Origin of the sequence: Corynebacterium diphtheriae (assembly GCF_001457455.1) — a bacterium.
Taxonomy (GTDB): Bacteria; Actinomycetota; Actinomycetes; order Mycobacteriales; family Mycobacteriaceae; genus Corynebacterium; species Corynebacterium diphtheriae.
Window position 1 is genome coordinate 501,895 of the sequence record NZ_LN831026.1, and the last position, 13,463, is coordinate 515,357.

Annotated in this window: 12 protein-coding genes and 1 pseudogene; 9 read left to right on the forward strand and 4 right to left on the reverse strand. The window is 56.5% G+C overall.

Annotated elements, in window-relative coordinates:
- The first annotated feature begins 10 nt into the window (after window positions 1-10).
- From AT687_RS02530 to AT687_RS02540, 3 genes are read left to right on the forward strand one after another with little or no spacing between them, the layout of a single operon-like run.
- Entirely contained in the window at window positions 11-3,334 is a 3,324-nt protein-coding gene (locus tag AT687_RS02530) for an IucA/IucC family protein (RefSeq protein WP_014318715.1), read from the forward strand.
- A 39-nt stretch (window positions 3,335-3,373) separates the two neighbouring features.
- Window positions 3,374-4,603, forward strand: a complete 1,230-nt coding sequence (locus tag AT687_RS02535) for an MFS transporter (protein WP_014318716.1) — start codon at window positions 3,374-3,376, stop codon at window positions 4,601-4,603.
- Window positions 4,603-5,064: a hypothetical protein gene (locus AT687_RS02540; RefSeq protein WP_041740437.1), complete on the forward strand. Its 462-nt coding sequence runs from the start codon at window positions 4,603-4,605 to the stop codon at window positions 5,062-5,064. Before AT687_RS02535 ends, AT687_RS02540 begins: the two co-directional genes overlap by 1 nt.
- Here the strand turns inward: AT687_RS02540 and AT687_RS12385 are convergent.
- The gene (locus AT687_RS12385) at window positions 5,038-5,175 is read right to left on the reverse strand and encodes a hypothetical protein (protein WP_155520098.1); all 138 of its coding nucleotides are present in this window, start codon (window positions 5,173-5,175) and stop codon (window positions 5,038-5,040) included. The two genes, AT687_RS02540 and AT687_RS12385, sit on opposite strands and share 27 nt — an antisense overlap.
- A 27-nt stretch (window positions 5,176-5,202) precedes the next feature.
- Window positions 5,203-5,721: pseudogene (locus tag AT687_RS02545) on the reverse strand (EamA family transporter); the annotation flags it as partial.
- A 600-nt stretch (window positions 5,722-6,321) separates the two neighbouring features.
- On the opposite strand from AT687_RS02545, the gene AT687_RS12585 reads away from it, so the two are divergent.
- Together AT687_RS12585 and guaA are read left to right on the forward strand one after the other, a co-directional pair.
- On the forward strand, window positions 6,322-6,720 hold the full coding sequence (locus AT687_RS12585) for a hypothetical protein (protein WP_041740442.1): 399 nt from the start codon (window positions 6,322-6,324) through the stop codon (window positions 6,718-6,720).
- A 146-nt stretch (window positions 6,721-6,866) separates the two neighbouring features.
- A complete protein-coding gene (guaA, locus tag AT687_RS02560; RefSeq protein WP_041740616.1) occupies window positions 6,867-8,444 on the forward strand; it encodes a glutamine-hydrolyzing GMP synthase in 1,578 nt (525 codons plus the stop codon).
- Between the two features lie 75 nt (window positions 8,445-8,519).
- Here the strand turns inward: guaA and AT687_RS02565 are convergent, their stop codons facing one another.
- The gene (locus AT687_RS02565) at window positions 8,520-9,065 is read right to left on the reverse strand and encodes a hypothetical protein (protein ID WP_014317617.1); all 546 of its coding nucleotides are present in this window, start codon (window positions 9,063-9,065) and stop codon (window positions 8,520-8,522) included.
- A 232-nt stretch (window positions 9,066-9,297) separates the two neighbouring features.
- On the opposite strand from AT687_RS02565, the gene AT687_RS02570 reads away from it, so the two are divergent.
- Entirely contained in the window at window positions 9,298-9,753 is a 456-nt protein-coding gene (locus AT687_RS02570; protein WP_014317618.1) for an imm68 putative immunity domain-containing protein, read from the forward strand.
- 18 nt (window positions 9,754-9,771) lie between these two features.
- Here AT687_RS02570 and AT687_RS02575 read toward each other — a convergent pair whose 3' ends face one another.
- Window positions 9,772-10,893 carry a PspC domain-containing protein gene (locus AT687_RS02575; protein ID WP_014301471.1) on the reverse strand — a complete coding sequence of 374 codons (1,122 nt, stop codon included), beginning with the start codon at window positions 10,891-10,893 and terminating at the stop codon, window positions 9,772-9,774.
- Between the two features lie 92 nt (window positions 10,894-10,985).
- Between AT687_RS02575 and AT687_RS02580 the strand changes: the two genes are divergently transcribed.
- The 3 genes from AT687_RS02580 (at window position 10,986) to AT687_RS02590 (ending at window position 13,407) form a co-directional block, all read left to right on the forward strand.
- Window positions 10,986-12,206 (forward strand): ATP-binding protein, encoded by a 1,221-nt coding sequence (locus tag AT687_RS02580; protein WP_014316420.1) that lies wholly within the window; start codon window positions 10,986-10,988, stop codon window positions 12,204-12,206.
- A gap of 5 nt (window positions 12,207-12,211) precedes the next feature.
- On the forward strand, window positions 12,212-12,907 hold the full coding sequence (locus tag AT687_RS02585) for a response regulator (RefSeq protein WP_004566936.1): 696 nt from the start codon (window positions 12,212-12,214) through the stop codon (window positions 12,905-12,907).
- A gap of 149 nt (window positions 12,908-13,056) precedes the next feature.
- Complete coding sequence (locus tag AT687_RS02590; protein WP_010934411.1) at window positions 13,057-13,407, forward strand: TroA family protein; 351 nt, start codon at window positions 13,057-13,059, stop codon at window positions 13,405-13,407.
- Window positions 13,408-13,463 lie beyond the last annotated feature (56 nt).

Sequence of the window (13,463 nt, forward strand, 5' to 3'; positions counted from 1 at the left end):
TTCGCCTAATGTGTTAGAAAATGGTTATATATCCCAGAGTAATTGTGAATCCGACATCCGCGGTCGCCTCCTAGCCGCACTCATCGACGAACACCTGATCACCCCTGAGACACACCACAAACTCACCAACACCACAACCCCGCCAGCCGACCTGCTTCGTCAACTAGCGCAGGACAACCAGCTGACCATCACGCCCACCAACCTCGAACGTGCCTGCGCCGAAATCGCCGACAGCGTGGTGGGTCTCCACCGCGCACGCACCGCTATCACACAACGCTGGGAACAAGCGCTGAATGCACAAACCGCAACCAATACGTCCCAGACTCCCTACAGCGACCTCATCCAAGCCCTGCGACAGCGTTGTCGACTAGAAGACCGCGGATCGTCTGCCATGTTGGCACGCTGCGAACAACTCGTCTGCGACGGGCATCCTGCACATCCTGCGGCTAAGACTTCGTTAGGAATCGGCGATTCTTTCCTACACGTCCTCCCAGAACAAACAGAAACGATCCAGCTACGCTTCGTCGCCGTCGACACCGACCATGCCGTCGTCGTAGGAGGACACCCAGTAGAAACCATCAGTGAAGCCATGCCGCTATTGGGCGCGCGACTAAACGCTGAGCTAGAGCGTCGTGAATTACACCATCACAGCGTGATCCCCGTGCACCCATTCCAATGGGACAACGTGATTAACAGCGAATTTGCTGAAGAAATCGCCTCTGGAACGATCGTGCTCCTCGAAACGACCGCCACCGCAGAACCCCTCATGTCCGTGCGCACACTGCGTGTCAGCGACGCTACTGGTTCCATGCACATCAAAGTGGCGCTCGAAATCCAGCTCACCGGCGCAGTGCGAGGAGTATCAGCAGGAGCCGTCGCAGCGCCCGCCATCGCCAGCATTATCGACGACGCCTGCACCCTCGACGCCGGGTTCATTCCCCGAACCGACATCGACCAACCAGCATTTAGCGTTGCCTATGACCGCAGCGCCATCCGCTGGAATGCCGACAGCGGAATCCGCGCCCACTGTTTTGGCGCCGTGCTTCGCGACGACCCGACAGGAAAAGCAGATGACGAGATCGCGATGCCCGTCGCAACGCTGCTAGCACGCAACCCACTCACCGGCGCCACCATCGCAGCAGACCTCATCGACGAACTCAGCCACCGCCACAACCGCCACCGCGACGACATCGCCACCGACTGGTTTACCGCACTCGGAAAGCTCCTATTCGTCCCAGCCGTAGCCCTCATCGCACGATGGGGAATAGCGCTCGAACCACACCCCCAAAACACCATCATCATTCTTCGCGACGGCATGCCCCACCGCATCGTCGTCCGTGACCTAGGCGGCTGTCGACTCTGGGCAAACGGACCCCTTGCCGCGCACCCCATCGTCGACAAGCTGCGCGCCACCGCACTGATAGAAAACGACCTCATTCGACTCATCGACAAAGTCTTCTATCCACTCGTAGCCAACCTACACCGCAACCTCATCACAGCCGCTGCTATAACCAAACCAGCCCAGCAGCGCATTAACCTCGCACTCTCAACACACATCGCCCGAGAATATTGGCGTACCACCGCCTCCCACCTGCACCCAGCCGACACGGTCGCCATCGTCTTCCAACGCATCTTGGGGCCCGTTTTGCCAGTTAAACGAGTCCTCGGCATGCGGCTATCGGGAGCTGTCACCGAACAAGAATATGTAGCAGACATCAACCCTTTCGAAAACCTCGAATTACTCACACCAGAGTCCCTCCGCGCCGCATGCGCACCATACTCCGATTGGGCCCACGAAACCTTAGCGACCCGACTCCACGATGCTGCTGTTAGGGAAGGAATCGACGATTCCTTCCCAACCCTTCGAGACGACATCGCCAATGCGGAGGAAAACCTAGCCCTCGTTCGTGCCCAAGTCACCTCCCGTGTGAACACCCCAGAAAGCTACTGGGATCTTCTCAAGGGCCTACCACCGCACGCAGCCATGATTGCCGCCGACTCCTACGCCATCAGCGGTCACAACGTACACCCCCTCGCAAAACTACGGCGCGGATTCAGCATCGAAGAATCCGCAGCCTACGGGCCCGAAGCTGGCATGAGTACCGACCTGCGTCTGGTGGGCGTCGATAAGCGAATGATCGACACCTCCACCACAGCCGACTGTGTCCAACTGATCGCCCACCACTTCCCACACCACATCGCATACGCGCGTACTCACCTGCACGAACAGGGACTCGACGCAGATTCCTACGCCATCATCCCCGTGCACCCCTGGCAACTAGAACATGTCATCCGCGAAGCATTTGCCGAGGACATTGCTGACCACACGATGGTGCCGATTCCCAATATCGCCATCGCCGCACATCCCACCATCTCGTTGCGCACCTTAGTTCCACATGCACCTACCCCCAGCGGGACTCGACCCTTTATCAAATGCGCTGTCGATGTCACGTTGACCTCCACACGACGCTCGATCTCCCAAGACAGCGCACTCGGTACGCCCCGAGTTGCCGGCCTAGTTGCCACCGCATTGGAACAACTTCGTAGAGAAACCAATGTGCAACCGCGCGCAGTGGTGGTCCCAGAATTGAGCGGATTAGCCCTTAGCCGCGATGAAAGGTCGGAAGGAATCGACGATTCCTTCCGAAAAACACGCCAAAGAGGGCTCTCGGTGCTCCTGCGTGACGACGCCACAGCGTATCTCGCGCCGGGTGAAATCGCGGTAAGTGCGTGTGCTTTGCGCGGGCATGAAGGTGTGGTTCCAAGTCCGCTGCGCGATATTAATGAGGAGTTTTTCGACGACTATGTGTACGACCTGATGTCGACAGTCCTCGGACTCATGATGGTGAAAGGCATTGCGTTAGAGCAGCACCTGCAAAATACGCTGGTGCGCATTGACCTCAGCGGTAAGACACCGGTGTATCGCGGCATAATGCTGCGCGACTTTTCGGGCTTGCGGGCGTGGGCTCCTCGGCTACAGCAGTGGGCCAGTGATCAGGTTTTTGAACCCGGCGCGATCACGTTGACTGATGACCATGAGGAGTTTGTGAATAAGGGCTTTTATGCGTCGGTGTTTGGCAACCTTGATGGCATTGTCGACGAATATTCCCAGGCACGGGGTGTGGATGCGCAGAGTTTGTGGGAGCGGGTGCATGTGCAGATCAATCGGTTTGTGCAGGAAGCTGCGGGGATGTTGCCGGCTGTGGATATGGAGTGGATGCGGCGAGAAACGATCCGGCGTAAGGGGTTTGTGTCGATGAGTTTGCAGGGGTCTAGTGCGGATATTTATGTAGAGGAGCGTAATCCGTTGGCGGCTAATCCTGCGTGGGCCTAGGCGTATAGATCGGGGGAGGATAAGGAAGGAGCTGTGAGGATGCGTTCAGCGATTCGGCTCATGGTGGGCCAGGCGCTGGTGTCTCGTATTTCTGCTGCTGCTGAGTTGGTGGCGTTAAATTGGTGGGTTTTTCACGCTACGGGGTCGTCGGCGATGGTGGGTGCTGTGACGTTGGCGCGGCTTGTTCCGCTCGCGGTGGCGGGCCCGTGGTTGGGGGCACGTGCAGATCGTGTGGAGCCGACTCGGTTGCTGGCGGTGGTGTTGTCAGTGGGTGCCGTGATGACGGTTCTGATGGCGTGCGTGATGTATGTGCAGGGTGAGGGGGCGTCGATACGCGGGGTGTGGATGGTGGTTGTTGCGGTGGCGGTGCGTGCTGCGGTGACGTCGGCTGAGCCGGCTATTCGTAATGCGACGGTTGCTGCGATGAGTGGTTCGGGTGAGTTGATGTCGGCGATGGCGTCGTTGTCGTTGGTGATCACATTGTCGCTGGTTGTTGGCCCTGCGCTTGCCGGCGTGTTGATGGCGGCGGGCGGTTCGGCGCTGGTGGTGGCGTTGTGTGGGGCAGGGTATGCGGTGGCGGCGGTGTCGTCGTTGGCGTTGCCTCGCGTATCGACGCCTCCTGCGGCTGCGCCGTCTTCGTCAGCTGCAACCCCGTGGCGTACAGCTATTCGTGTGGTCGGTGATCACCCACGGCTAGGTGCGCAGCTTGTGATCGCTGCAGGTCCCATGTTGTGTGTCTTTCCCTATACTGCGATGATGCCGGTGATCGCACATACGTTGTTTGCTGATGATGCGCAGCGGGGCATTGCCATCCTTTCCGCTGCTGGTGGCGTGGGCGCAGTGATCGGTGCGGTGTTGATGAAGAAAGTTTTAGCCACCCCGCCTGCAGTGTTGGCGGTGGGGGCTGCGATTGCGTTGACGCTTCCTACTGTTTTTCTTGCGGTGGTCGCGGCGTTACCGAAGATGATTATTTTAGGTGCAGTCTGTGTGTGTCTTTTGGGATTCGTTGGGCAGTTGTATCGCACCTCGAACCGCACAGCAACGCTGCTGCTGGCACCCGATGAACACAAGGGACTTTTCGCTGGGATTTCTCAAACTGATCGCGTTCTTATTCCGGCTGGCGCATTCCTGCTTGGTTTTGTTGCTGACCATTGGGGAGTCGTCGTCATGGCTGCAGTGATGGCTGTGGGCAACGCAGTACTTATTTTGCCTGCGCTTTTCCTTATTGCTCGAAATAAGAACGTGGCTAGTTCTGATGTATTAGATTGATGGTCATGATAGTGGCAGCAGTGACGGTGATCGTGGTGTTAGCACTGCCTGGGTACTTGTGGGCCATGGTGCGCGTTCCTCGGAATGCTCGCCGGCAGCTAGCAAGCGACATGGCATGGGGCATTGTTGTCGGACTTGTGAACTGGATCCTCACCATGAGCTGGGGAAATTCTTCGCAGTATTCGCCGATACAGGTAGCAATATCGGGTGCGCTGATGGTCGCGTGGGCAGTGTGGTGCACGTGGCGGTGGGCGTCGATACTCATGCGTGCTGTTCCAGCGACGTGGGGTGCGATCGCTGGTTACGCCGGCGGCTGGTCCGGAATGGCAATGCCTTCCGATGCGACCGGCCTATGGACTGTTGGCTTAGTGTTCTTGATCCTTGGAATGACCGCAGGGCTGAGCCTAGTGGTTCTTATTGTTGCCGTGCTGAAGTTACTCGTTGCGCGTGCGCGCCAGTAGCGTATCGACGCGCTGTTCTAGTCGCTGCTGCACCTGCGGCCATTCCTCACGAATCACACTGAAATAGTCCACGCGGAAAGAATCGTCGATTCTTTCCGGTCTTAGTGTCACGTCGTGAAATATGCTCCTTAGTTTATGCTAGGTCGTCTCGTTGAGCGTGACAGAAACTTTTGGCGTGTTTTTCCGGTTCGCATTAATTGTGGTTCCCGCGCTGGCGGTGATGACGAGCGCCATGGCGATCACGCTGATGGTACTGATGGGTTGGTGGAGTAGTAGCCAGCCGAAGAAGCCTGCGAAGACGGGTTCGAGGGAGCAGAGGATTCCGAATATGGCGGAGGGGAGACGTCGTAACGCGGCCATTTCGAAGGAGTAGGGAATTAGGGAGGCGAGGATTGCGGTGCCGATGGCAAGCGCGATGAGGTGGGAGCTTGTGAAAAAGAGGGGAAGGTTGACGGCGCCGAGGGGGAGTGGAATCAGGCTGCCGATGAGCATGCCGAGAGCGAGTCCTCCGCTGCCGGGGATGAGTCTGCCGACTTTGGCGCTGGCGAGGATGTACATGCCCCAGAAGAATCCGGCGATGAGGACGAAGGCGACTCCGATGGGGTCTAGGTTTCCGGTGCCGAAGAGGCTTTCCCAGCCGAAGAGGCTGATGCCTGCACTGTCGTTGGACCGCAGCCTCGAGCATTGCCCGCAGTTGCAGCACTTGCTCTTGCTGGAGTCGCGTGGTGTGCTAAGGGGGCGTTGTCAAGTCTCGTTCCTTCAGCGTTGCAAGCAATGGTGCATCAAGCTAATTCGAACGTTCCGCCACCTGATCGGGTTTTGAATGCTATCTTCGGCTGCGCTGGAGGCCCTGTATTGGGTGCGCTTAGCAGTCAGGCGATGCGCCTAAAGTTCGCAGGTGCCGTCCTTGCTGCTGTTATTAAGTTGAGGAATTTTGGGTAGTATTTGGTTTCCGCTCTCCGTGATGATTTGCGCGGCTATCCTTTGCGCTACTGCTATACCAGCTGCTTATAGTTCCAGACCAAATCACCCTCTGGTCAGATATAGATCTACAGCCGCAGCGTGGTGGTTCTTCATTGCAACTTTTGCTTACGTAGCTAGCTGCGTTTTGTTGATACTGTCACTACCGCAAGAAATAGCGATCGGATGCGGCTTCATTGGATTAATCACTTGCACTGTCGGATACGGAGCTGCAAGTGGAAAGCAGTAGCGAGTAGGACAGATACAAGCACCCCAGCATATTGCGCAATAACAGGAATGACACCCAGCTGGGTCGCCCGATCTCGCCCTCTCGTCGGTGTCATCCTCGCCGTAGCCCTCATCGTCACGGGTATCTTCAAAACCAATGTCGATCATCAATCCGGTGCCTGCGCGGTCACGTTATGGTCGATAGGCGCCCCTGCGCACCCAACGACGCACGCCAGCAACCATGGCGGCAACCGCCGAATTTTCGTCATTACCCTAATTTTTATCTACATAACCGTTGGCCAACATGATCGAACGTCCGGAAAGAATTCGCGTTTCTGCCTGCACCACCCGCATGGCCGTGGTTGCACACTCCGCATTATCGACGTCACCCCGCAGACTACGAACGCAAAGAAGCGGAAACGCGCAGCCAAAACAACCTCCCCGACACCACGCCACTGGTGTTTCTAGAAGTAGGAATCCGCGATGTCAGCGAGTTCTACTCGTCGATTACAATTACCGGCCATGTTGTGTAGACGGGGTGCTGGGGGCGTCGATACGCAGGAAAATGACAGACAGTGAGGGATTATGCGGGCACGTCAGGTAAGATTTTGGCCGTGACGCAGCAAACTTCCCAAAAACACAATCCAGTCTTGGTTGTAGACTTTGGCGCGCAATACGCCCAGCTGATCGCTCGGCGTGTGCGCGAAGCTAACATCTACTCCGAGGTCGTCCCGCATACCGCCACGGTTGAAGAAATCAAGGCCAAAAACCCAGCGGCGTTGATCCTGTCCGGTGGCCCATCATCGGTTTACGCCGACGGCGCACCATCGCTTGACCCACAGGTTCTCGAACTCGGCATCCCCGTCTTCGGCATCTGCTACGGCTTCCAAGCTATGACCCACGCCCTAGGCGGCACCGTGGCCAACACCGGCAACCGTGAATACGGTCGCACCGAAATGACCGTCGATGGCGGCATTCTTCACGCTGACCTCGAAGAAACCCACAAAGTATGGATGAGCCACGGTGACGCTGTCTCCGTTGCACCAGAGGGATTCGTTGTCACCGCCCACTCCGAAGGCGCACCCGTCGCAGCCTTCGAATGCGCCGAAAAGCGCATGGCAGGCGTGCAATACCACCCAGAGGTTCTGCACTCGCCACACGGCCAAGAAGTCATGGTGCGCTTCCTCACCGAGATCGCCGGCCTTGAGCAAAACTGGACCGCAGCCAACATCGCCGAAGAGCTTATCGACGCAGTCCGCGCACAGGTCGGACCAGAAGGCCGCGCTATCTGTGGTCTTTCCGGTGGTGTTGACTCTGCAGTCGCAGCAGCACTCGTCCAGCGCGCCATCGGCGACCGCCTCACCTGCGTATTCGTCGACCATGGCTTGCTGCGTGCAGGCGAACGCGAACAGGTCCAAACCGATTTCGTCGCCGCAACCGGTGCAAAACTCGTCACCGTTGACGAGCGCGAAGCATTCCTGAACAAGCTCGCAGGTGTCACCGAACCAGAGGCTAAGCGCAAAGCCATCGGCGCAGAATTCATCCGCTCCTTCGAACGCGCAGTCGCCGGCATTCTCGACGACGCCCCCGAAGGCTCCACCGTGGACTTCCTCGTCCAAGGCACCCTCTACCCAGACGTTGTAGAATCCGGCGGCGGCTCTGGTACCGCCAACATCAAGAGCCACCACAACGTGGGTGGCCTGCCCGACGACGTAGAATTCCAACTCGTCGAGCCACTACGCTTACTGTTCAAAGACGAAGTACGCGCAGTGGGTCGCGAACTCGGTCTGTCTGAAGAAATCGTCAACCGCCAGCCCTTCCCAGGCCCCGGCCTCGGCATCCGCATCATCGGCGAAGTCACCGAAGAGCGCCTCGAAACACTACGCGCAGCCGACCTCATCGCCCGCACCGAGCTGACCGCAGCTGGCCTCGACAGCGAAATCTGGCAGTGCCCAGTAGTTTTGCTTGCCGACGTCCGCTCCGTCGGCGTCCAAGGCGACGGCCGCACTTACGGACATCCCATCGTCCTACGCCCCGTCTCCTCCGAAGACGCCATGACCGCAGACTGGACCCGACTGCCCTACGACGTGCTCGAGAAAATCTCCACACGTATCACCAACGAGGTCTCAGACGTCAACCGCGTCGTCCTCGACTGCACCTCCAAGCCACCAGGAACCATCGAGTGGGAATAATCCCCACACAGTTCCAACACCAAGCCCCCACATATGCAGCAATTCCCACTGCACAGCGTGGGGGCTTCGTGCTTGTTAACCCACCGCCATTACTGACACCACCTCACCTAAATCCACAACCTCCCCTGACGGCGATGCCACAACACAACGCCCGCCGATCGCATATTTGATGAGATTTCCGGAAAGAATCGACGATTCTTTCCGACGATTCTTTGTTGTGTAGGCGATGACTTTCCGCGTACTGGCATTGCTCAGCACGAGCGTGGGGGCGTCGTGAAGAAAAGGCGCAAGCGTGACGAGGAGACTCGTGGCGGTGGCGGGGGTGAGATCTCCGAGGTTGTCGATGTGCGTGATGACGCCGTAGCGGTGGGCGTCGATACGCAGTGGTTGGTGGATTTCTGCGCGGGTGAGGTGCTCGAATTCCCACGTCGTGGGGGCGTTGCCGAGGGCGGCTATGCGATGCCCGCAGATGATGAATTCCGAGGTGGGGGAGGTGGTGCGGATGCGGAAGGTGCGGCCGCTTGCTAGGGTGTCCTCGCTAAGCGTGGTGGGAAAATCGTCGAGGTAGGCGCGAAGAACTGCGATGGTGTCGGAGGGGGGTGCTGTCCCAATCGAGGCCATGATTGCACAGGATGTCGAGGATTGCGACGAGGCTGAGGTTTGGTTGGCCTTGCCAGATATTTTCGACAAGCCGCAGGATGGTGGGGATGGTGGTGGGGTCGGGGGAAGTCACTCTTATCAGTGTAGGGGGTAGTGGGGGTGTGAGCCTATACACTGTTGCGTGTGCTTGCGTAGTGGGGTCACGTAGTAGTGTGCTGGGCAGTAGTTAAGAGTGATGCATGGAGGTTTCGCGATGATTATCGATCAGTACTGGGGAAAGTACTTTGGCGATAGCGCCGATAGTCAGCGTCTGGCGCAGTATCTTGCTGGAAAGAATCGTGAAGTCCTTCCCACCTCAGAGATTTTCCAAGACTTTCAGCTCGCGCAGCTCAGCGGTAATTACACACAGGCTTCACTTGATGGTGATGGATGGCATTTTGACTCGGCGTTTCAGTTTGTCATCGATTTAGCGGTGTTAGTGCTGGAATCGAAGAAAGTGGGGCGGTTTAGTATCGCGCGGATTGGGGGCCCGGAGGATCGTTTCATGCGTATCGACGCCGCCACCGACGAGCTGCTTCCCATCACCATGGCGCTAAAACACTATGCGCTTGCGCCGGAAGATTATCTCTTCTCCCACGGCATTGATGAGGACGACTGGTATGAGCTGGGCAATCTTTGCGAGGAGATCCGTGCCCAGCTCGAGGCATAGCCGCAACCCGAAAAGGTTTTAAGAGACGCTGATATCCCCGATGTCATTGATGACAACAAGACGAAGCGTGCTGCCATCGGCTTTACTATTGACGGTATCCGGCGGGCAAGAGGAACTGCCCACCTTGTTCTTGCAGGTAACAGTGGTGCGGATATCGTCAGGCAAGCGAACATCAATATCGCCGATGGTTGATTGAACAACAACCTCACGATCGCGGTCAAGCTTGTGAAGATCGCGCAAATCTAACAAAATATCGCCCACATCGGTGGTGTACTCATCCGCAAGCTCCGTGCTGGTAGCGGGGCGCATCTCAACGCTGCCCACCGACTCCGAAGACACCCACGGAGCTATACCCACGAACGCAAACACAACAGCGGCACAACCAATAGCGGCAGCAGATAGCAACGCTACCAATCCAATCACCCACGGCGTACGATGCTTCCTCTTCGGCTGCGGCTGCTCAGCAGGATCCGGCAAATCCCAAGCAAACGGAGCTGCTCCTAGCGGATCCCATGCGGGAGGTTGCTCACCACTGACCGGTGTAGCATGCCCTTGCACGGGAGAATAACCACTTAAATCTACCGTTGGCGCAGAAGAGTCGGCTGCGGTGGAGAACCCCTCAGCATGAGGGCCTGGCTCCCTATCCGTGGGGAACAACAAACCCACCGGTGGTATCGGAGTGCGCTGATGCAACAGATACCAACTAGCACCGAATATAGCTATTGCCGCAATACTAGAGAACCGAAACACATCTCCCCACGCCGTAGTAAACGCGATGAAAAGAAGAAACGCTATCAGCACCCAACCAGTCTGCTTCTGTTGTTTTTCTGCATCCGACATCGGCTGCCCAGTTGCGCCCACTGTCCCTGCGGAAGAGGTGTTCTGTACAACCAATTCCCACGGCGAGTAGCGCATTGAATACTTCGGCATAGTCAGCCACGCCACTAAGTACAGTGCCAGTCCCCAGCCAGAAAACAGCAGGAGAACAAAAAGGATACGAATCAAAGTGGGATCGATCTGATACCGCACACCGATTCCCTCACACACACCAGCAATCTTGGCATTGCCGCCCTGATCTCTAGGCAGTCGAACTGGGCGAGTATCCCACATGTTTTTCCACGTTGTTTCCATGACCCCCATTGTGCCGACCACCGCGCCCTCCCCACATCAGGGATAGCCCTGAACTTCACCCTTAAAAACAAAAACCCTGAACATTCAGGGACATCCCCTATGTGCCCGTGGCCACGGCACATGCAACAATAATCCACATGCAGCCAGCTTTTCCCCGTTATTACCGCGACCGCTCCCACGGCATAGTCGCCGGTGTCGCAGCAGGACTCGCCAACTATCTAGGCGTCAAAGTTGTGACAGTGCGCTGGGTTCTCGCACTGTTATCTTTTGTTAACGGAATCGGCATCCTCTTTTACGTCGCCGTGTGGCTTTTCATCCCGACGCGTCCGGAATCGGAAGATAACGCTGGCACTACCCATAATGGCCATAATGCCGACACCACAATATATACAGATCAAAGCTCATCAGCCACGCTGACCAACTGGCTTCTAGTCTTCGCCGCGTTCGCAGGCGCGGTGTTGACGGGAAGAATCGCCAATTCTTTCCTAGGAATTTCCACGCCGTTGCTGCTTTCCCTAACCATTTGTGCCATCGGCATTGTGCTGTCGTGGATCGCATACGACCGCTTTAATTCCAAATATTCGATTGTCATTATTGCTGTGGGAACAGTTTTCGTTTTTACCGGTATCGTTCTTGCCACCGTGGAATGGGGTGGCGATAGTGGCTTCGGGGTAGCACTGCTTGCTGTTGCGCTTACTCTTTTAGGGGTTTCCGCGTTGGCTGTACCGTTTGGCTTGCAGATGTGGCGTCGTTACACCGAAGAAAGCCGACAACGCGCTGCAGCAGATGAACGTGCGGAGATTGCGGCAAGAATTCACGATTCCGTCCTGCAAACACTGGCGTTGATTCAAAAGCGTTCCACCGAAGCGGAGGTACAAAAACTTGCGCGCTTCCAAGAACGTGAATTACGGCAATGGCTTTTTGCTCCCCGTGATAATGTCTCGTTTTTCGCTGCGATTGAACGGGCCTGTGGAGAGGTCGAAGACATGTTTGGCGTGACTGTTCATCCTGTCACGGTGGGCGAAGATCGCATTATTGACCACAACACGCACGCTGCAGTTTTTGCTGCTCGAGAGGCGATGGTCAATGCTGCCAAACATGCAGGAGTTCCTAGTATCGACGTCTATGCCGAGTGTTTTGACAACGTGGAAATCTATGTGCGTGACCGAGGTCCTGGGTTCGATTTGGATGCAATTGCTGAAGACCGTCACGGTGTGCGTGATTCCATTATCGCTCGAGTGCAACGCTGTGGCGGTGAAGCACAAATCACCTCCAATAACGGCACGGAAGTCGTGATTCGAATGCCTTTTGACGGACAATAGAAGGCATGAAAGTATTCCTCGTCGATGACCACAGTGTTTTCCGGGCTGGTGTGAAAGCAGAAATTAGCGATGCCGTCGATATTGTTGGCGAGGCGGGAACCGTCGCCGACGCCATTGCCGGCATCAACGCCACAGACCCAGACGTGGTGCTTCTCGACGTCCACATGCCCGATGGTGGCGGCGTAGCTGTTGTACGCAGCATCCTTTCGCAGCAAGGTATCGGAAGGAATCGTCGATTCCTTGCACTAAGTGTTTCGGATGCCGCCGAGGACGTAATTTCGGTTATCCGTGCTGGCGCTCGGGGCTACGTGACCAAGACGATCTCGGGTGCAGAATTAGTCGATGCTATTCGCCGAGTCCATGATGGCGATGCAGTGTTTTCGCCACGACTCGCTGGATTTGTTTTGGATGCCTTCGCGCGCCCCGATCCGGTTGGTGCTGGTGTGGTCAATGCTCCAGAATCTGATCGCGCTGTTGAGGAAGGTAAACCGGTTGCGGATCCTATTGTGGATGCGTTGACGCGCCGGGAGCTGGAGGTTTTGAAGTTGTTGGCTCGTGGTTATACCTACAAAGAGATTGCGGCGGAGTTGTTCATTTCGGTGAAGACCGTCGAAACGCATGCGTCGAATATTTTGCGCAAGACACAGCAGTCGAATCGTCATGCGCTTTCTCGGTGGGCACAGTCGCACGATTTGGATTAGCGCGTGGGGGACGTGCGGCGCGCAGTTGGGGCTGGTTTTCGTTTGTTTCGCGTTCTAAGCAGGCGGGGGCACATGCGTAAGGCTTGATGGCAGAAGCATGCTTATCGACGCTTCCTTCGTGTTGCGATCCCCAAAAGGAGTGTTTTCGCGTGAAATCTAAACTTTTCCCTCTGCTTGTTCCTGTATTGAGTGCCTCTGTAGTGCTTACTAGCTGTGGTCAATCGGATGAGCCTCAACAAAGTGCGGCTGATAATGGTGTGACGGTTACCAACTGTGGTAAGGGGGTGACTTATGCGCAGGCAGACAATCTGTTTGTCAATGATGCCAACATTATTTCGATGGTGTTGTCGGTTGGTGCTGCAGCAGATGTTGTGGAAGGTTCGCCTTCTTTTGAAGCAGTCGTTGCTAAACCCCCAGATATTTTTATCGGTGGTTGGAACTCTGGAATGTCTGAGGAGAAGAGCCTTACGCCTGATTCTTTGAAGGGGGCAGGGGATTGATTCTTACATCATTAGTGAGACTTGCAGGCAAGAAGGCTCGACGAAGCGGACAAAGC